This window comes from Pseudomonas sp. P7758 (assembly GCF_013386485.1).
In the GTDB taxonomy this organism is placed as follows: domain Bacteria; phylum Pseudomonadota; class Gammaproteobacteria; order Pseudomonadales; family Pseudomonadaceae; genus Aquipseudomonas.
The window spans coordinates 14312-33678 of sequence record NZ_JACARS010000024.1; the positions used below are offsets into that span (position 1 = coordinate 14312).

A 19367-nucleotide genomic window follows, 5' to 3' on the forward strand; every position below is an offset into this window, starting at 1 on the left:
GATGGCCCGCGATATGACTCTGCCGATACCCGATAACGTGGCTCGTCAGGTTTCCCGTGCCGAACTCGGCGACCGTATTTTTGTAGTCGGCGGCAAGCTGCTCTGGCTGTGCCTGCTGGGCGTCGCGGTGCTGATGCCGCTGCTGGCGATCTTCTGGCGCGGCTTCAGCAGTGAAGCCGGGCAGGGCGGTGGCCTGGTGGCGGCGCGGGAGTTGGTCACCAGCGATAACTTCCACTGGTTGCTGGGTAACAGCCTGAAGGTTTCCGGCAGCGTGGCGGTCATCGTCGTACCGCTGGCTTACCTGTTTGCCTACGCGCTGCAACGCACGCTGATTCCCGGCAAGGCGATCTGGCGCGGCATGTCGCTGCTGCCGTTGATGGCGCCGTCGATGTTGCCCGGGATTGCGCTGGTCTACCTGTTCGGCAACCAGGGCATGTTGCGCGGGCTGCTGTCGGACAACATCTATGGCTTCTGGGGCATCGTCCTCGGCGAAGTGATCTACACCTTTCCCCATGCCTTGATGATCCTGTTGTCGGCGCTTTCCCTGGCGGATGCACGTTTGTTCGATGCCGCATCGAGCATGGGCGCGAGTCCCGCCCGGGCGTTTCGCAGCATCACCTGGCCGGCGACGCGCCAGGCCGTGTTTGCCGCGTTTTGCCTGGTGTTCACCCTGACCATCACCGACTTCGGTGTGCCTGTTGTAGTGGGCGGCGACTACCAAGTGTTGGCGCTGGAAGCCTACAAAGCCGTGGTCGGCCAGCAGCAATTCGGCCGCGGTGCCTTGATCGGCATGGTCCTGCTGCTGCCGGCGCTGTTCAGCTTCGGTGTCGACGCCTGGTTGCGCCGCCGCCATGGCGACTCCATGAGCGGCCGCGCCCAGGTGTTCCAGCCGGCGCCGTCGAAACTGCGGGATGGCTGCTACCTGGCCATCGTCCTGCTGATCTGCGCGATCCTGCTGCTGGTGTTCGGCATGGCGGTCTACTCATCCCTGGTGAAATTCTGGCCCTACAACCTGTCGCTGTCCCTGGCCCACTACCAGTTCGAAGACACGGCCGGCGGCGGCTGGCTGGCCTACCGCAACAGCATCACCATGGCCCTGTGCACCGCGTTGATCGGCAGCGTGCTGATCTTCACCGGCGCCTACCTGATGGAAAAGACCAGGGGCCAGAAGGGCCTGAACCTGGCGCTGCGCATGCTCAGCTTCGTGCCGATGGCGGTGCCGGGGTTGGTGCTCGGCTTGGGCTACGTGTTCTTTTTCAACCTCAACGGCAACCCGCTGCATGTGCTCTACGGCACCATGACGTTGCTGGTGGTGTGCACCATTGCTCACTATTTGACCACCGCCCAAATGACCGCCACCACGGCCCTGCGCCAACTGGACGCGGAATTCGAAGCCGCCGCGCTGTCGCTGAAGGCGCCGCTGTACCGCCATTACCTGCGGGTCACCGTGCCGATCTGCCTGCCGGCGCTGCTGGACATCGTGCGCTACCTGTTCGTCTCGGCGATGACCACCGTTTCCGCCGCGATCTTCCTTTACAGCCCCGACACCATCCTCGCCGCCGTCGCCGTGCTGAACATGGACGACGCCGGCAACGTCGGCGGTGCGGCGGCCATGTCGACCCTGATCCTGTTCACCTCGGCGGGCGTGTCCTTGCTGCTGGCGTGGGCCTCACGCGGCTTGTTGCGCCGCTCCCAGGCCTGGCGCCAAACCGCGCCCGGCCAATAATTCACCCATAAAGGAACTGCACCATGTTCAAGCCCCTGGCGTTAGCCGCTGCTGTGCTCACTGCGTTCAGCCTGAATGCCTTTGCCGCCAAGACCGAGTTGACCGTGTACACGGCCCTCGAAGCCGAGCAATTGAAGACCTACAAACAGGCCTTTGAAAAGGTTAACCCGGACATCGAGATCAAATGGGTGCGCGACTCCACTGGCATCATCACCGCCAAGCTGCTGGCCGAAAAAGCCCGCCCGCAGGCTGACGTGGTCTGGGGCCTGGCGGCTTCCAGCCTGGCGATCCTCGACCAGCAGGGCATGCTGCAAAACTACGCACCGGCAGATTTGAGCAAGATCGGTGCGAACTACCGCGACGCCGCCAACCCGCCGGCCTGGGTCGGCATGGACGTGTGGGCTGCGACCATTTGCTTCAACACCGTCGAAGCCGAAAAGCAGGGCCTGAGCAAGCCGGTGAGCTGGCAGGACCTGACCAAGCCTGAGTACAAGGGCAAGATCGTGATGCCCAACCCGGCCTCGTCCGGCACCGGTTTCCTGGATGTGAGTGCCTGGTTGCAGACCTTCGGCGAGAAGCAGGGCTGGCAGTACATGGACGACCTGCACCAGAACATCGGCCAGTACGTTCACTCCGGTTCCAAGCCGTGCAAGCTGGCGGCCTCGGGTGAATTCCCGATCGGCATTTCCTTCGAATACCCGGCCGTTCAGCTGAAGCGCCAGGGCGCACCGCTGGACATCATCCTGCCGAAAGAAGGCCTGGGCTGGGATATCGAAGCCACTGCCGTGATCAAGGGCACTGCCCACGCAGACGCGGCACAGAAACTCGCCGACTTCTCCGCCAGCCCCGCGGCGATGGAGCTGTACAAGGAAAACTTCGCGGTACTGGCCCAGCCGGGCATCGCCAAGCCGCAGACCGAGTTGCCGGCGGACTACGAGCAGCGGTTGATCAAGAATGACTTTGCCTGGGCGTCGAAAAACCGCGACAGCATCCTGACCGAATGGCGCAAGCGCTATGACGGCAAGTCGGAAAAACAATAACCACCGATCGTTCCCACGCTCTGCGTGGGAACGCTGCTCTGGACGCTCTGCGTCCGCTTTTGTAGTCGTGACGCGGAGCGTCACAGGATGCATTCCCACGCGGAGCGTGGGAACGAGAGGTCTTCATGACACAACTGCTGATCATCGGCGCCGGCATCCTCGGCCTTTCCCACGCATACGCGGCCGCCAAACGCGGCCTCAAGGTCAAGGTCTTCGAGCGCAGCGCCACGCCCCTGGGCGCCTCCGTGCGCAACTTCGGCCAGGCACTGGTCACCGGCCAGCCGCCGGGGCCCATGCTCGACCTGGCGCGGGACAGCCGCGAGATCTGGGGCCAGTGGGCGCAACTCGCCGGCATCCAGCTCAAGCGCAACGGCTCTTATTTGTTCGCCCGCACCGAAGCCGAAGAGCACTTGCTTGAAGCCTTCTGCGCCGGTCGCGCGCAAGAACACGGTTATCGCGTCAAGTTGCTGCAAGGCGCCGCCCTGCACGAGCTGTACGGTGGCCAGTTCGCCCATCACCGCGCTGCGCTTCACGGCCTGGATGATCAACAACTGTATTCGCGCGAGGCTATCCCGGCGCTGATCAACTACCTCAGCCGCGAACTGAGCGTGGAGTTTCATTTCTCCACCCTGGTGCGCGACATCGAACCCGGCCAGGTGCACACCACTGCCGGCTCCTTTCGCGGCGAGCAGATCATTGTCTGCTCCGGTCACGACTACCAGACGCTGCTGGCCGAGCAGATTGCCGAACTCAACCCGCAAATCTGCCGCCTGCAAATGCTGCGCGCCCGGCCAGTGGTGGAGTTGAACCTGCAACACGCGCTGCTGACCGGCCTCAGCTGCGTGCACTACGGCGCCTTCGCCGACTTGCCGGAAGCCGCGCCGGTACAGGCCGAAATCCTGCGGGATGTACCGCACCTGCATGAAAACGGTATTCACCTGCTGATCAGCCCGACACCCTATGGCGAACTGATCATCGGGGATTCCCACCATTACGGCAGCGATCCTTCACCGTTCAACGCCGAACAGGTGGACAACTGGATGATCGAACTGGCCGAACATACCCTGGGCTGCAAGATCCAGGTCGTGGAGCGCTGGCAGGGCGTCTATGGTTCCCGTGGGCCGGGGCCGTTCTCGTTCACGCGGGCGGCGCCGGGGGTGAGCGCGGCGTTGATGCACACCGGCGTGGGCATGAGCGTCGGGCCGGCGATGGCCGAGCGCAATATCACTGAGCTGTGGGGGAGTGCGTGATGAAAGCAGAGCAGGCAATCGCCGAGGTCTTCGGCCTGTACGAACAACACGGCACCGCCGATTACATCGGCGAGCCGGTCTCGCAGATCGAACACATGTCCCAGGCCGCGCAGTTGGCCATGGCTGAAGGCTTCGATGATGAAGTGGTGCTGGCGGCGTTCTTCCACGATATCGGGCATATCTGCGGCCAAGGTGGCGAGAACATGGGCGGTTATGGCGTGGTCAGCCATGAACGGCTGGGCGCCGATTATCTGCGCCGGGCGGGCTTCAGCGAGCGCCTGGCAAAACTGGTGGAATACCACGTGCAGGCCAAGCGTTACCTGACCTTCAGCCAGCCGGACTACTATGCGCGGTTGAGCGAGGCCAGCCGCCGCACCCTGGGTTACCAGGGCGGCGTGATGACCGCCGAGGAAGCCCGGGCGTTTGAGCAGGACCCGTTGTGTGCCGTCAGCCTGCGCATGCGTCACTGGGATGAACAAGCCAAGGAAATGCACGTGCCGTTGCTGGACCTTGAAGTGCTGAAGTCCAAGGCCCGGCAACTGTTGGCGGCTTAGGTCTCGTCCAGGCGCTGGGCCAGGGCTTCGATCTGTTCCTGGCGTTCGGCCTGGCTCAATTTGGGGTGCGGGTTGAGGGACGACCATTGCGGATGAGCCCGGGCCTTGTTCAGGGCTTCGGGCAATTTGCCTTCGCGCCAGGTCTTGTCCTGTGGCGTGTCGACCTTGATGCTGTGGATCGCGGCATGGCCCCGCAGGTTCAGGGCCTTGAGCAGTTGCCGCTGGCGCAGGGCCAACAGGCGCAGCACGCTGTCGTCGACGGTCAGCTCGCGCTGGCCCTTGATCTTGCCCAGCAGGCGGCTGCCATAACTGCGGGCAGTTTGCAGGGCGCCACCGGCGATGGCACCGGCGAGGGCGGCGGCGCCGAGGGTCAGCCCGCCCACCAGTAAGTCCACGCCCGCACCGGCGGCGGCGCCGGCCGCGATGCCGCCACCGACCCGCACGCCCAGTTGCTTGAGGGTCTCGGGGTTGAACAGGTCATCGCCCCAGCGCCCGTCCAGCAGCGGTAAATCGCTGGCGGCGGCGTCCTGCGGGCGGAAGCCGAACAACTTGAGCAAGGCCTCCACGCAACGCTGTTCGCGCTGGCGCACGGCTTTGCGCAGTTCGCTGATGGCTTGCTGTTCTACCTCGGCTTCGCTGACCACGCTGCGGCGGCAGGCGGCGCAGTCGACCAGCAGTTCGGCAATCAACCGCGCTGCACTTTGCTGGCGAGCCTGGCGCTGGGCTTCCTGATCAAGGATCAGCCGTTCCAGTTGCCCACGGGAGTTTTCCAGCAGCAGGGCGAGGCTTTCATAGAGGCGGCGCTCGCCGTCCTCCGGCGGCGCGACGCTGTCGAAACGCACCAGCGCGTGCAGGCCGAGGCGGGCGAGGGCTTCGCGCCAGTCCGGCTCGCGGTGGTCGGCGCTGCTGACAAAATTGAGCACCGGCAGCAACGGCTTGCCACAGCTGGCCAGCACTTGCAGCTCATCGCGGTACTTGGCCAGCACCGGCTCCCGGGCGTCTATCACATACAGCCCGGCGTCGGAGGTGAGCAGTTGGCGCAGCACCTTGGCTTCCTGTTCGAAGCGTTGCCGGGCCTCGCTGCCTTCCAGAAAACGCGCCAGCCGTGCCGGGCCGTCGAGGCGTTCGCCGGGGCGGTCCAGGCGTTCGAGGTAATCGAGCAGGGCGATGGCATCTTCCAGGCCCGGCGTGTCGTACAGCTCCAGCAAGGCTTCGCCGTCCACCGACAAGCGCGCACCTTCGACATGCCGGGTGGTGCTGGGCCGATGGGAGACTTCACCAAAGCCGACGTCTCGCGTGAGCGTGCGCAGCAACGAGGTCTTGCCGACGTTGGTGTGGCCGACCACCGCAAGTTTCAGGGGCTTAGTCATGACCGGTCTCCAGCCAGGTGAGCGGCGCGCAATCGGCGAACGGTATCTCCAGTTGTTGCAAGGCCGTGTGCCAATCACCCAGGCGCTCAGCATCCAGGGCTTGGCCGGCGGGCGCTTGCAGCAGCCAGACCCGAGTGGCGGTGGCGCTGCGGGCCAGTTCGGCAATCAGCGCAAGGCTGCCGCGATCCGGCGAGCGGCGTGGGTCGCAGGCGATGGCCAGGCGCGCGGGCGGGAAGCGGGTGAGTTGCTCCAGCAGCTTGTTGCGGGATTCACGGCTGTCGAGAATGCCGGCGTCCTTGACACTGGCCGGGAGCTTCGGCGGCCATGGGCGCTGGTCGTCCAGCTCGATGGCCACCAGCAGGGCGCCGTTGCTTTCCATTTCACTGACGCCGCCGGTCACGTGGTGCAATTGTTCGGGCGCCGCATCATTGACCCCAAGCCGTTCGCTGCTGGGCATCAGCCGTTCACGCAGTTGGCTGTAGCCGGGCAGGTTAAGGTCGAGGCTCAAGGCGGCGCGCCCACGTTTCCAACGCCACAGGCACAGCAACGCAAGGATCAGCTGCGGCAGGATGCCGTACACCAGCAGCACGCCCACCAGCCAGGCGGCCCAGGCCTGGCGGGCGCTTTCGATATTCAAGGCGGCATCGCCACTGGCGCGGATCATCTCGACAGTGGGCACGTTGAAGCCGAGCAAGGCGGGCAGGGCGCCAAGGGTTTGGGTCACGGCGACAAAGGTATCGGCCCGCAGGATGGTGGTTTCCCACACAAAGCCGTAGCGCCGGGTGGCCAACAGCGTCAGCAGGATCACCATGGCGCTGAGCAGGGCCAGCAGCCACAGGCTGTTGACCAGCACACCGACGGCCCAGCGATTGAGCTTGCGCCGTTGCAGCAACAGCAGCAGGGCGGGCGCCAGTTGCGCGGCCTTGGCGTCGCGGGCGAGTTTTTCGCTGAGCCATAACCACAGGCGGCCAAGACTGGCGCCGTGTTCACCGGCAAACAGCAGGCCCAGGGCCCAGCTCAACAACAGGATCAGGTTCAAACCCAGCAGGCTGCCCAGGGCCCAGAACACATTAACCGGCGCCAACCCGTTGCCCAGCGCGGCAAACGCCAGGCCGGCGCCGCTGATAATGGCGACTGCCACCAGCAGGATCAGCGCCAGGCGCGCGCCTTGCAGCCAGCGGGTCAGGGCGGCGGTCAGGCCATCGCGTTCGGCCAGCCACAGCGCGCGGTTTTGAATGCGCGTGGGCAAATCGCCGCCGGCGCTGCGGGCCAGGCGATTGGCTTCCTGGTCTTCCAGGGCGCCCGCGTGTTCCTCGCGCAGGCGCACGGTCTCGGTCAGCCAGAGTGTTTGCAGGGGGGTCAGAGCTGTCACGCGCCGTCCTGTTGAGCCAGTGAATCTGGAGCATAACCGCTGGAACGCCGGTTGGGGTATGCCGCGCGCGGCTCTGGTATTCTCGTCGCCATGAAAAAAACTCTCCCTTTAAGCCTGATCGCAGCCCTCGGTGAAAACCGTGTGATCGGCGTCGACAACAGCATGCCCTGGCATTTGCCGGGGGATTTCAAATATTTCAAGGCCACCACCTTGGGCAAGCCGATCATCATGGGGCGCAAGACCTGGGATTCCCTGGGGCGACCGTTGCCGGGCCGGTTGAACATTGTGGTCAGCCGTCAGACCGATCTGGCGCTGGAAGGTGCGGAAGTTTTTCCGTCACTGGACGCGGCCGTGGAGCGGGCTGAGGAATGGGCCAAGGCGCAGGGCGTGGATGAGCTGATGCTGATCGGCGGCGCGCAGTTGTATGCCCAGGGGCTGGAGCAGGCGGATCGTCTGTATTTGACGCGGGTGGCGTTGAGCCCGGACGGGGATGCGTGGTTTCCCGAGTTTGATTTGAACCAGTGGAAGCTGGTGTCGAATGTCGAGAATGCGGCTGAGGGTGACAAGCCGGCGTACAACTTCGAAGTCTGGGAAAAAGCCTAAGAGCATCGCAGGCAAGCCAGCTCCCACAGTTGACCGAGTATTACTGAAAAAACCGGTTCAATGTGGGAGCTGGCTTGCCTGCGATAGCGGTCTGTCAGGCCTGCGCCAATTCCGCATGCTCATCGGCATTGAGCAGTTCTTTATCCGTCTGCTGCATGATCTGGCTGGTAATCGCCCCGGCCGTCATCGAACCGTTCACGTTCAACGCGGTACGGCCCATGTCGATCAGCGGCTCAACCGAAATCAGCAGCGCCACCAGTGACACCGGCAAGCCCATCGCCGGCAGCACGATCAGCGCGGCAAACGTCGCACCGCCGCCCACGCCCGCCACACCGGCCGAACTCAAGGTCACAATCGCCACCAGGGTCGCGATCCACAGCGGGTCCAGCGGGTTGATACCCACGGTCGGCGCAACCATCACCGCCAGCATCGCCGGATAAAGGCCGGCACAACCGTTCTGGCCAATCGTTGCGCCAAACGAGGCGGCAAAACCGGCGATGGACTGCGGGATCCCCAAACGACGGGTCTGCGCTTCAATGCTCAGCGGGATGCTCGCGGCGCTGGAGCGGCTGGTGAAGGCAAACGTCAGTACCGGCCAGACCTTGCGGAAGAACCGCAGCGGGTTGATCCCGGCCAGCGACAGCAGCAGGCCGTGCACCACAAACATCAGGCCCAGGGCCAGGTACGACACCACCACAAAACTGCCGAGCTTGATGATGTCTTGCAGGTTGGAACTGGCGACCACTTTGGTCATCAGCGCCAATACGCCGTACGGGGTCAGCTTCATCACCAGGCGCACCAGGCGCATCACCCAGGCTTGCAGGGTGTCGATGGCGTTGAGGACTTTCTGGCCTTTTTCCACGTCATCCTTGAGCAGTTGCAGCGCGGCAACCCCAAGGAATGCAGCGAAGATCACCACACTGATGATCGACGTCGGCTTGGCCCGGGCCAGGTCGGCGAACGGGTTCTGCGGGATGAACGACAGCAGCAGTTGCGGGATATTCAGGTCGGCGACCTTGCCCGCGTAATCACTCTGGATCACTTGCAGGCGCGCCATTTCCTGGGTGCCGGCCACCAGGCCTTCGGCGGTGAGGCCGAACAGGTTGGTCAGGCCGATACCGATCAGCGCCGCGATTGCCGTGGTGAACAGCAGCGTGCCGATGGTCAGGAAGCTGATCTTGCCCAGGGACGAGGCGTTATGCAGACGGGCCACGGCGCTGAGGATCGAGGCGAACACCAGCGGGATCACGATCATTTGCAGCAACTGCACGTAACCGTTGCCGACCAGGTCGAACCAGCCGATCGAGGCCTTGAGCACCGGGTTGCCGGCACCGTAGATCGCGTGCAGCACCACACCGAAGATCACGCCGAGGACCAACGCAAACAACACCTTCTTGGCGAGGCTCCAGTTGGTTCGGCGGGTTTGTGCCAGGCCCAGCAGCAGGGCCACGAACACCAGTAAGTTGAGAATCAGGGGCAGATTCATTGAAGCTCCGTTGAGAAGGCAGCCAATCGCAGGAGCCTGCGATTGCGAACCGGCAAGCCTAACAGCTTGAAATATATTGATTTAATAACGTTATCGCATGGCGACTGTCGTTTTTGGAATAAGTAAATGGCGCCCAGGCGTACGCGGGTGGCGCGATCACGACGAAAGCGGTCGCGCTCGGGCGATAACTGTCATACAGATTTGTTAGCGTCGATGTCTTTCACTCAGGGAGAAAACGCACATGAAGCTAGCGCCGAAACTGTTTGCCGCCGCGCTGTGCCTGGGCCTCGCGAGCCAGGCCTTTGCCGCCACCGAGTTGAAACACTGGCCGGCGGCTGCCGCCAAGCAACTGGACGCGATGATTGCCGCCAATGCCAACAAGGGCAACTTCGCGGTGTTCGACATGGACAACACCAGTTACCGCTACGACCTTGAAGAGTCGTTGCTGCCGTACCTGGAAAACAAGGGCCTGATTACCCGCGACACCATGGACCCTTCCCTGAAGCTGATCCCGTTCAAAGACACCGCCGACCACAAGGAAAGCCTCTTCAGCTACTACTACCGCCTCTGCGAAGTCGACGACATGGTCTGCTACCCGTGGGTCGCGCAGATTTTCTCCGGCTTCACCCTCAAGGAACTCAAGGGCTACGTCGACGAGATGATGGCGTCGGGCAAGCCGGTGCCGGTCACCTATTACGACGGTGACGTGGTCAAGAACATGGAAGTGCAGCCGCCGAAGGTCTTCACCGGCCAGGCTGAGCTGTTCAACAAGCTGATGGAAAACGGCATCGAGGTCTACGTGATGACCGCCGCGTCCGAGGAACTGGTGCGCATGGTCGCGGCCGATCCGAAGTACGGCTACAACGTCAAACCCGAGAACGTCATCGGCGTGAGCACCTTGCTCAAGGACCGCAAGACCGGCGAGCTGACCACCGCCCGCAAGCAGATTGCCGCCGGCAAGTATGACGAGAAGGCCAACCTCGGCTTGGAGCTGACCCCGTACCTGTGGACCCCGGCCACCTGGATGGCCGGCAAGCACGCGGCGATCCTGACCTATATCGACGAGTGGAAAAAACCGGTGATCGTCGGTGGCGACACGCCGACCAGTGACGGCTACATGCTGTTCCATGACGTGGACGTGGCCAAGGGCGGCATCCACCTGTGGATCAACCGCAAGGACAAATACATGACCCAGTTGAACGGCATGATGGCCAAGCACGCTGCGGCCCAGGCCAAGGAAGGGTTGCCGGTGACGGCGGATAAAAACTGGGTGATCGTCAAGCCGGACGAGATTCAGTAAGTACGGCTGGACTCGGTCAAAAATGTGGGAGCGGGCTTGCTCGCGAAGGCGGTGGATCAGCTAGCTTATTCAGTAACTGGCACACCGCAATTCGCGAGCAAGCCCGCTCCCACAGTTGATCTTCTTTGTTTGGGGAATTATCTCCAGACAAAAAAATGCCCCGCACCTGGCGGGGCTTTTTTATGGGCGAGGTTTACAGCCCGTCGAGCATCGCCTTGTTACGCACAGCACCCTTGTCGGCACTGGTGGCCAGCAGGGCGTAAGCCTTCAAGGCGGTGGTGACTTTGCGCGGACGCTTCTCCACCGGCTTCCAGCCTTTCTTGTCCTGCTCGATGCGGCGTGCCGCCAGTTCTTCATCGCTGATCAACAGGTTGATCGAGCGGTTCGGAATGTCGATCAGCACCTTGTCGCCATCCTGCACCAGGCCGATGGCGCCGCCCGCAGCAGCTTCCGGCGAAGCGTGGCCGATGGACAGGCCCGAAGTACCGCCCGAGAAGCGGCCGTCGGTGAGCAAGGCGCAGGCTTTGCCCAGGCCCTTGGATTTCAGGTACGACGTCGGGTACAGCATCTCTTGCATGCCCGGGCCGCCTTTCGGGCCTTCGTAACGGATGATGACGATGTCGCCTTCCTTCACTTCGTCAGCGAGGATGCCGCGTACCGAGCTGTCCTGGCTTTCGTAGATCTTGGCGCGGCCTTCGAACACGTGGATCGACTCGTCGACACCGGCGGTTTTCACGACGCAGCCATCCAGCGCGATGTTGCCGTACAGCACGGCCAGGCCGCCCTCTTTCGAATAGGCATGCTCGACACTGCGGATGCAGCCGTTTTCACGGTCGTCGTCGAGGGTTTCCCAACGGGTCGACTGGCTGAACGCGGTCTGCGTCGGGATGCCGGCCGGGCCGGCCTTGAAGAAGTGATGCACGGCTTCGTCAGTGGTTTGGGTGATGTCCCACTTGGCGATGCCTTCGGCCAGGGATTTGCTGTGCACGGTCGGCAGGTCGGTGTGCAACAGGCCGCCACGGGCCAGGGAGCCGAGGATCGAGAAGATCCCGCCGGCGCGGTGCACGTCTTCCATGTGGTACTTCTGGATGTTCGGCGCGACTTTGCACAGTTGCGGCACGTGGCGGGACAGGCGGTCGATGTCCCGCAGGTCGAAGTCGATCTCGGCTTCCTGGGCGGCGGCCAGCAAGTGCAGGATGGTGTTGGTGGAACCGCCCATGGCGATGTCCAGGGTCATGGCGTTTTCGAACGCCTTGAAGTTGGCGATGTTGCGCGGCAACACCGACTCATCGTTCTCGGTGTAGTAACGCTTGCACAGCTCGACGATGGTGCGGCCGGCCTGCAGGAACAGTTGCTCGCGGTCGCTGTGGGTGGCCAGTGTCGAGCCGTTGCCCGGCAAGGCGAGCCCTAAGGCTTCCACCAGGCAGTTCATCGAGTTGGCGGTGAACATGCCGGAGCACGAACCGCAGGTAGGGCAGGCGCTGCGCTCGTATTCCGCAACCTTCTCGTCAGAAGCGCTGGAATCGGCGGCGATGACCATGGCGTCCACCAGGTCGAGGCCGTGGGAGGCGAGCTTGGTCTTGCCGGCTTCCATCGGGCCGCCGGAGACGAAGATCACCGGGATGTTCAGGCGCAGGGCGGCCATCAGCATGCCGGGGGTGATCTTGTCGCAGTTGGAGATGCACACGATGGCGTCGGCGCAGTGGGCGTTGACCATGTACTCCACGGAGTCGGCGATGATCTCGCGGCTCGGCAGGGAATACAGCATGCCGTCATGGCCCATGGCGATGCCGTCATCCACGGCGATGGTGTTGAATTCTTTCGCTACACCGCCGGCGCGTTCGATCTCGCGGGCGACCAGTTGGCCCAGGTCCTTGAGGTGGACGTGGCCGGGTACGAACTGGGTGAACGAGTTGGCAATCGCGATGATCGGCTTCTTGAAGTCGTCATCTTTCATCCCCGTGGCGCGCCACAGTGCGCGGGCGCCGGCCATGTTGCGGCCGTGGGTGGATGTTTTCGAGCGGTAATCAGGCATTGGAGCACTCCGGGCGGCTAATCAAGTACTAAAGGGGAGTGAGCTTCTAATTGACGACTGGAACACCCGATAAATGGCCGTGTGTCCGGAAGTTGCCACTCGCGTCGCGGGATCGCCGCTTGCTTGGGCCTCGAGCTCATAAACCCGCCGGGGGATGACTGGCGATGAATAGGTCCGATTCTACACCGCTGGCGGCCGGAGGGAATGGCCGTCTACCTGTAGGAGCGAGCTTGCTCGCGAAAAACGTCAACGGTAACGCAGCGCTATCAGGTGGTCCGTGTCGTCTGTTGGTTTTTCGCGAGCAAGCTCGCTCCTACAGGGTTGCGTGTTTCACAGCCACATGGCGTCCCAGAGCGGATAGTCGCCGATACGCTCAACCAGCCCTGCTCTTAATGGATTGGCGACGATGTATCGAGCTGTTGCTTTCAGGTCATCTTCCCGGCGTAGCGCCCGATCAAAGTAGCCCTTTTGCCAAAGTGTCCCGTGGCAACTCCTCGCTTTGTTAATGGCGTGGGCACTTCGCGACTTGGTAATCCGCATCAGTCTCGGCAAATCGCCGTTGTGCAATTCCACCAGCCAATGGAAATGGTCCGGCATCACGACCCAGGCCAGTGAGGTCGCCTCGCCGTCGTCCTGAGCCTTTCTGAATTCGCGAACAAGCAGGCGACCAATGCGCCAGTCCTGGAAGACCAGCTGTCGTTGATGGGTGACGGCGGTGAGCAGGTAAATGCGGCCGGATTCCGAATAGCGGCCTTTACGCAGCCGATGGGCGTTTTGCTGGGTGGACATTCCTTCGTCCTCTTCGTGTGGGTAGAAGAGAGACGGTAGGAGGCAACAGTGTCTATTGGCGTTTAAACACTGGTTCTGAATATGTCATGCCTTCTGTAGGAGCGAGCTTGCTCGCGAAGAACGTCAACGATAACGCAGCGCTATCAGGTGGCCCGTGTCGCCTATATGTTTTTCGCGAGCAAGCTCGCTCCTACAGTGGGAGTGGGAGAGCGTTAGCGTCCGACTCTGATGTTCGTCACTACGCCCCAAACGCTGAGCACGATGAAGCTGATGGCGATGGTCATCAGCAAGTTGTCTCCGGCTTGGGCGAGCGCGGCGCTGCTGACGGCGGCGGTGATGAACATGATGCTGTTGCCGGCCGACGCGGCGGTGCCGGCGCTGCTGGAGAACAGCAACATGGCCGCGGAAATCGCGGCGGGGCGAACCAGGGTCACGGCCAGGGCGCTGATCAGCATCGGGATCAGCAGGGTTATGGTGGTCATGGCCTCATAGCTGATCACCAGCGTCAGCAATACGCCTGCGATCCCCAGCAGGCCCAGCCCGAGGTTGATTTGTCGCGTGAGGGAGATATGTTTCTGCAGTGCAGTTGCTGCAACGCCGCCCAGCAGGTAGGCAACGCCATACACCATCAGCACTACCGCGTACTGGTATTCGGACAGCTTCAACTCATCCATGAAAATCAGCGGTGTCACGCTGATCAAGGCGAAGTAACACGCGAATACCAACGCGGCGATCCACCAGTAACGGATGAAGTCCCGGTTGCTTGCGATGGATTTCAGCGTGGCGATGATCGAAACAGGGGCTCTTTCAGGGCTGGCCGCCTTGGACGGCAATATCAGCCAGGCATGGATAAACATGCCTAGCGCCATCACCGCAAATCCATAAAAGCTGCCCTGCCAATCAAATGTGGTTTGCAGCCAGGAGCCGAGCAGCGGCGACAGCGCAACGAACGATCCGCTCAGGGTCATGTAGTAGATGCGGATGCGGGCGCGATCCTGCTCTTCGAAAAGGTCTTCAACCAGCGCATGGCCGAGCACAAAAAAGCCACAGCCGATGGCCTGGACGGCGCGAAACAGCAGGAAACTCGGGTAATTCGCCGCCAGTGCGCAGCCGATCGAGCCTAGGGTGGAAACCACGATGCACCCCAGCAGCACTTCCTTGCGCCCGAATTTATCTGAAAGCGGGCCGGCGATCAGTTGGGAAATCGCAAAGACCAGAGTGAACAGGCTGATGGATAAGGCGACCTCAGCAGTTGAGGTATCGAACTTCGCGGCCAGGGCTGGAAAGGAGGGCAGCAGGATATTGATCGGGAAGAAGCTGATCAGCGAGATGCAGGTGATGAGGATGAAGCGCGAGCGTTGTTGGCGTTTTAAGTCGCCATGGGGTGGCGAATAAGAGGACTCAGACATTGTTTTTATTTTCCGGAGTAAAACCAGAAACCGATACTAGTCTGCGAAACGGGGAATTCAATCAAAAGTGTTGTGGGAGGCCAAGCCCATGATGGTGTGTGTTGCCGCTGTAGGAGCGAGCTTGCTCGCGAAGAACGTCAACGATAACGCAGCGCTATCAGGTAGCCCGTGTTGTCTATTCGTCTTTCGCGAGCAAGCTCGCTCCTACAGTTGATCCGGTTCCAATTGGGCGTTAGCTATTCGGCAACAACCGGCAAGTAATGCTCTTGATATACCGGGTCTCGGCAATCGCCGGGTGCACCGGGTGGTCCGGGCCCTGGCCGCCGCGTTCCAGCATCTGGATGTTGCGATCCAGGTGACGGGCGCTGGTCAGCAGGATGTTTTGCAGGTCGTCTTCCGGCAAGTGCATCGAGCACGAAGCGCTGACCAGGATGCCGTCCTTGCTGAGCAGGCGCATGGCTTGCTCGTTCAGGCGGCGGTAGGCGCCTTCGCCGTTCTTCATGTCTTTCTTGCGCTTGATGAAGGCAGGCGGGTCGGCCACGATCACGTCGAAACGCTCTTCGCTGGCTTTCAGCTCTTTGAGGGCTTCGAACACGTCGCCTTCGATGCAGGTCATTTTCTCGGCAACGCCGTTCAGTGCCGCGTTGCGCTCCACGCCGTCGAGGGCGAAGGCGGAGGCGTCGACGCAGAACACTTCACTGGCACCGAAGGCGGCCGCTTGCACGCCCCAGCCGCCGATGTAGCTGTACAGGTCGAGTACGCGTTTGCCTTTGGCATACGGAGCCATGCGGGCGCGGTTCATGCGGTGGTCGTAGAACCAGCCGGTCTTCTGGCCCTGGATCACCGGCGCTTCGAACTTCACGCCGTTTTCTTCGAGGGCAACCCACTCCGGCACCAGGCCGAACACGGTTTCGACGTAGCGGTTGAGGCCTTCGGCATCACGCGCGGCGGAGTCGTTCTTGAACAGGATGCCGCTTGGCTTGAGCACTTGGGTCAGTGCGGCAATCACGTCTTCCTTGTGGGCTTCCATGGTCGCCGAAGCGATCTGCACCACCAGGATGTCGCCGAAACGGTCGACCACCAGGCCTGGCAACAAGTCGGAATCGCCGTACACCAGGCGGTAGAACGGCTTGTCGAACAGGCGGTCACGCAGGGACAGGGCGACGTTGATGCGGTGTACCAGCAGCGACTTGTCCAGCGGCAACTTGATGTCGCGGGACAGCAGGCGGGCGCAGATCAGGTTGTTCGGGCTCATGGCCACGATGCCGAGGGGCTTGCCGCCGGCTGCTTCCAGGATCGCCTGGTCGCCTGCCTGGAAGCCGTGAAGAGGTGTGGCGGCCACATCGATTTCGTTGCTGTAGACCCACAGGTGGCCGTTGCGCAAACGACGATCGGCGTTGGCTTTGAGACGCAGGCTTGGCAGGGACATGACGTCGCTCCGGAAAAAAGAGCGGGAGTATACCGTGTTGTGCAGTACTTGGCGGCGCCGCCGGACATGTGGGAGCGGGCTTGCTCGCGAAAGCGGAGGATCAGTAAACCCATTCGGTGGCTGACACACCGCTTTCGCGAGCAAGCCCGCTCCCACATTCGGTCCGGTTTCAGTTCGGGTTTTTGAGGTGTCAGCCTGGTTGCCATAAAGGTTAGAATCGCCGCCTAGTCCAGAGTGTGCCCCCTATGTCCCAAGAGCTATCCGCCGAACAGATCCAACAGAGCCTCCAAGGCATCAGTGTGCCGCCTCAACCGCAAATCATGGTGGATTTGCAGATGGAGCAGTACATGCCCGATCCGGACCTGGAAGTGATCGCTCGGTTGATCGCCCAGGACCCGGGCCTCTCCGGCTCGCTGCTGAAGATCGTCAATTCGCCGTATTACGGTCTGAGCAACAAGATCGTCTCGATACAGCGCGCGGTGAACCTGCTGGGCAGCCGCTCCATCGTCAACCTGATCAACGCGCAGTCGATCAAGGGCGAGATGAGCGACGACACCATCGTCACCCTCAACCGTTTCTGGGACACCGCCCAGGACGTGGCCATGACCTGCCTGGCCCTGGCCAAGCGCACCGGCAGCCAGGCGGTCGATGAAGCCTACGCATTGGGGCTGTTCCACGATTGTGGCGTGCCGTTGATGCTCAAGCGTTTCCCGAACTACATGAGTGTGCTGGAAGAGGCCTATGCCAACGCCGGCCCGGAGTGCCGTGTGGTCGACACCGAGAACCAGGCGTTCAACACCAACCATGCCGTGGTGGGTTACTACACCGCCAAATCCTGGCGCCTGCCGGAACATGTGACCGATGCCATCGCCAATCACCACAATGCCCTGGCGATTTTCAGCGACGAGTCCAACCAGAAGCCGCAGCTGAAAAACCTGCTGGCGATCCTGAAGATGGCCGAGCACATTTGTGCGTCGTACCGCGTGCTGGGCAACCAGGTGGATGACCATGAGTGGAACGCCATCGGCCCGCTGGTGCTGGACCATATCGGCCTGTCGGACTACGACTTCGAGAGCTTGAAGTTGTCGATCCGCGAGCTGGGCGCGCACTAACCCTTTTTCCAAGAGGTACACATGCCCGAGTTACCGGAAGTCGAAACCACCCGGCGCGGAATTGCGCCGCACCTGGAAGGCCAGCGGGTCAGCCGTGTGGTGGTGCGTGAGCGGCGCCTGCGCTGGCCGATCCCGGAAGACCTGGATGTGCGGCTGTCCGGGCAACGCATCGTGCTGGTGGAGCGGCGGGCCAAGTATTTGTTGATCAATGCCGAGGTCGGCACGCTGATCAGCCACTTGGGGATGTCGGGCAACCTGCGCCTGGTGGAAGCCGGCAGCCCGGCGGCCAAGCATGAGCATGTGGATATAGAACTGGAGTCGGGCCTGGCCCTGCGCTACACCGACCCGCGACGCTTTGGCGCGATGCTCTGGAGCCTCGACCCGCTGAACCACGAGCTGCTGATCCGCCTGGGGCCGGAGCCGTTGACCGACCTGTTCGACGGCGAGCGGCTATTCCAGCTGTCCCGTGGACGCTCGATGGCGGTGAAGCCGTTCATCATGGACAACGCGGTGGTGGTGGGCGTGGGCAATATCTATGCGACGGAAGCGCTGTTTGCCGCCGGGATTGATCCGCGTCGGGAAGCCAAGGGCATTTCCCGTGGGCGTTACCTGAAGCTGGCGATCGAGATCAAGCGCATCCTGGCGGCGGCCATCGAGCGCGGCGGCACCACGTTGCGGGACTTTATCGGCGGCGACGGGCAGCCGGGGTATTTCCAGCAGGAATTGTTCGTCTATGGCCGTGGTGGCGAGGCGTGCAAGGTCTGTGGGACTGAGTTGCGCAACGTGATGCTGGGGCAGCGGGCGAGTGTGTTTTGCCCGAAGTGTCAGAGCTGACAATTTGTGGTGCTGCTGATGGCCTATTCGCGAGCAAGCCCGCTCCCACATTCGACTGCATTCCAAAGGTGGAACTCGGTCGAATGTGGGAGCGGGCTTGCTCGCGAAGGGGCTTAATGAAGCGCCAAGGGACTTAGGCCTTCCCGGTAATCAACCGGTACTTCTCCATCAGTTGCTCTTCCGTTTCCGGATGAGCCTCGTCCAGCGGAATGCAATCCACCGGGCAAACCTGCTGGCACTGGGGTTCGTCGTAGTGGCCGACACACTGGGTGCACAGGTTGGGGTCGATCACATAGATCTCTTCACCCTGGGAAATGGCAGCGTTCGGGCACTCGGGTTCGCAGACGTCGCAGTTGATGCAATCGTCGGTGATGATCAGGGACATGGAAACTCCTGCCAGGGCTGTCAGCCAAGGCATCTGAAAACTAATGCGCGCAATTGTGCCGCATTGGCGCCCGCAGTGCGAGTCACAGCGATGGACAGTAGGAGCCGGCTTGCCGGCGATGGCGATGGGTCAGTTGCACCGTGGCGCCTGGATCGCTGGCAAGCCAGCTCCTGCAGTCCGGGATTATTTCTTGAATCGCAGGGTGAGAGCATCCGCCACAGCCGGGTGCACGAACTTGGTGATATCCCCGCCCAACGCCGCGATTTCCCGGACCAACGTCGAGGAAATGAACGAATAACGTTCCGAAGGCGTAAGAAACAGGCTTTCCACGTCCGGCGCCAGTTGGCGGTTCATGTTGGCCAGCTGGAATTCGTATTCGAAATCCGACACCGCCCGCAGGCCGCGCAGGAACACATTGGCGTTCTGTTCCTTGGCGAAGTGCGCCAGCAGCGTCGAGAAGCCGACCACTTCAACGTTGGGCAGATGCTTGGTGACCTCACGGGCCAGCTCCACGCGCTGTTCCAGGGGAAACAGCGGGTTTTTCTTGGGGCTGGCAGCGACCGCGATAATCACATGGTCGAACAAGCGCGAGGCGCGTTCGACCAGATCGCCATGGCCCTTGGTGATTGGGTCGAAGGTACCTGGGTACAACACTCGGTTCATCGCGTCGTCC

The 19367-nt window shown here is 62.1% G+C and carries 17 protein-coding genes; 8 read left to right on the top strand and 9 right to left on the bottom strand.

Annotated features, from left to right (window positions below; translation table 11 throughout):
* Position 1: 1 nt before the first annotated feature.
* The 4 genes from HX873_RS06415 (at position 2) to HX873_RS06430 (ending at position 4570) form a co-directional block, all read left to right on the top strand.
* Positions 2-1726: a putative 2-aminoethylphosphonate ABC transporter permease subunit gene (locus HX873_RS06415; protein ID WP_177122485.1), complete on the top strand. Its 1725-nt coding sequence runs from the start codon at positions 2-4 to the stop codon at positions 1724-1726.
* Between the two features lie 23 nt (positions 1727-1749).
* On the top strand, positions 1750-2766 hold the full coding sequence (locus tag HX873_RS06420) for a putative 2-aminoethylphosphonate ABC transporter substrate-binding protein (protein ID WP_003213811.1): 1017 nt from the start codon (positions 1750-1752) through the stop codon (positions 2764-2766).
* A 125-nt stretch (positions 2767-2891) separates the two neighbouring features.
* Complete coding sequence (locus tag HX873_RS06425; protein ID WP_177122486.1) at positions 2892-4016, top strand: TIGR03364 family FAD-dependent oxidoreductase; 1125 nt, start codon at positions 2892-2894, stop codon at positions 4014-4016.
* Positions 4016-4570, top strand: coding sequence for a phosphonate degradation HD-domain oxygenase (locus HX873_RS06430; RefSeq protein ID WP_177122487.1), 555 nt, complete (start codon positions 4016-4018; stop codon positions 4568-4570). The genes HX873_RS06425 and HX873_RS06430 overlap by 1 nt, the downstream gene beginning before the upstream one ends.
* Here HX873_RS06430 and HX873_RS06435 read toward each other — a convergent pair.
* Together HX873_RS06435 and HX873_RS06440 are read right to left on the bottom strand one after the other, a co-directional pair.
* Positions 4567-5940: a DUF3482 domain-containing protein gene (locus HX873_RS06435; protein ID WP_177122488.1), complete on the bottom strand. Its 1374-nt coding sequence runs from the start codon at positions 5938-5940 to the stop codon at positions 4567-4569. The genes HX873_RS06430 and HX873_RS06435 overlap by 4 nt on opposite strands.
* Positions 5933-7312: a DUF2868 domain-containing protein gene (locus HX873_RS06440; RefSeq protein ID WP_177122489.1), complete on the bottom strand. Its 1380-nt coding sequence runs from the start codon at positions 7310-7312 to the stop codon at positions 5933-5935. Before HX873_RS06440 ends, HX873_RS06435 begins: the two co-directional genes overlap by 8 nt.
* A gap of 90 nt (positions 7313-7402) precedes the next feature.
* Here HX873_RS06440 and HX873_RS06445 point away from each other — a divergent pair, with 90 nt between their 5' ends.
* Entirely contained in the window at positions 7403-7915 is a 513-nt protein-coding gene (locus HX873_RS06445; protein ID WP_008438965.1) for a dihydrofolate reductase, read from the top strand.
* A gap of 94 nt (positions 7916-8009) precedes the next feature.
* Here the strand turns inward: HX873_RS06445 and HX873_RS06450 are convergent, their stop codons facing one another.
* Complete coding sequence (locus HX873_RS06450; RefSeq protein WP_003213804.1) at positions 8010-9401, bottom strand: L-cystine transporter; 1392 nt, start codon at positions 9399-9401, stop codon at positions 8010-8012.
* 241 nt (positions 9402-9642) lie between these two features.
* On the opposite strand from HX873_RS06450, the gene HX873_RS06455 reads away from it, so the two are divergent.
* A complete protein-coding gene (locus tag HX873_RS06455; RefSeq protein ID WP_134327478.1) occupies positions 9643-10701 on the top strand; it encodes a haloacid dehalogenase-like hydrolase in 1059 nt (352 codons plus the stop codon).
* A 193-nt stretch (positions 10702-10894) separates the two neighbouring features.
* Here the strand turns inward: HX873_RS06455 and ilvD are convergent, their stop codons facing one another.
* The 4 genes from ilvD to HX873_RS06475 all read right to left on the bottom strand — a co-directional run bounded on the left by ilvD (position 10895) and on the right by HX873_RS06475 (position 16363).
* Positions 10895-12736 carry a dihydroxy-acid dehydratase gene (ilvD, locus tag HX873_RS06460; RefSeq protein WP_177041175.1) on the bottom strand — a complete coding sequence of 614 codons (1842 nt, stop codon included), beginning with the start codon at positions 12734-12736 and terminating at the stop codon, positions 10895-10897.
* Between the two features lie 330 nt (positions 12737-13066).
* Positions 13067-13525 carry a transposase gene (locus HX873_RS06465; protein ID WP_003213801.1) on the bottom strand — a complete coding sequence of 153 codons (459 nt, stop codon included), beginning with the start codon at positions 13523-13525 and terminating at the stop codon, positions 13067-13069.
* Positions 13526-13737: 212 nt separating this feature from the next.
* The gene (locus HX873_RS06470; protein ID WP_134327475.1) at positions 13738-14934 is read right to left on the bottom strand and encodes an MFS transporter; all 1197 of its coding nucleotides are present in this window, start codon (positions 14932-14934) and stop codon (positions 13738-13740) included.
* A 232-nt stretch (positions 14935-15166) separates the two neighbouring features.
* Positions 15167-16363 carry a class I SAM-dependent rRNA methyltransferase gene (locus tag HX873_RS06475; protein ID WP_177122490.1) on the bottom strand — a complete coding sequence of 399 codons (1197 nt, stop codon included), beginning with the start codon at positions 16361-16363 and terminating at the stop codon, positions 15167-15169.
* A gap of 299 nt (positions 16364-16662) precedes the next feature.
* Here HX873_RS06475 and HX873_RS06480 point away from each other — a divergent pair, with 299 nt between their 5' ends.
* Entirely contained in the window at positions 16663-17475 is an 813-nt protein-coding gene (locus HX873_RS06480; RefSeq protein WP_174717803.1) for an HDOD domain-containing protein, read from the top strand.
* Between the two features lie 21 nt (positions 17476-17496).
* Positions 17497-18309 carry a bifunctional DNA-formamidopyrimidine glycosylase/DNA-(apurinic or apyrimidinic site) lyase gene (gene mutM, locus HX873_RS06485; protein ID WP_008438968.1) on the top strand — a complete coding sequence of 271 codons (813 nt, stop codon included), beginning with the start codon at positions 17497-17499 and terminating at the stop codon, positions 18307-18309.
* 133 nt (positions 18310-18442) lie between these two features.
* Here the strand turns inward: mutM and HX873_RS06490 are convergent, their stop codons facing one another.
* Positions 18443-18694 (bottom strand): YfhL family 4Fe-4S dicluster ferredoxin, encoded by a 252-nt coding sequence (locus tag HX873_RS06490; protein ID WP_003213796.1) that lies wholly within the window; start codon positions 18692-18694, stop codon positions 18443-18445.
* 183 nt (positions 18695-18877) lie between these two features.
* On the bottom strand, positions 18878-19357 hold the full coding sequence (gene coaD / locus HX873_RS06495; protein ID WP_003176711.1) for a pantetheine-phosphate adenylyltransferase: 480 nt from the start codon (positions 19355-19357) through the stop codon (positions 18878-18880).
* Positions 19358-19367: the final 10 nt, after the last annotated feature.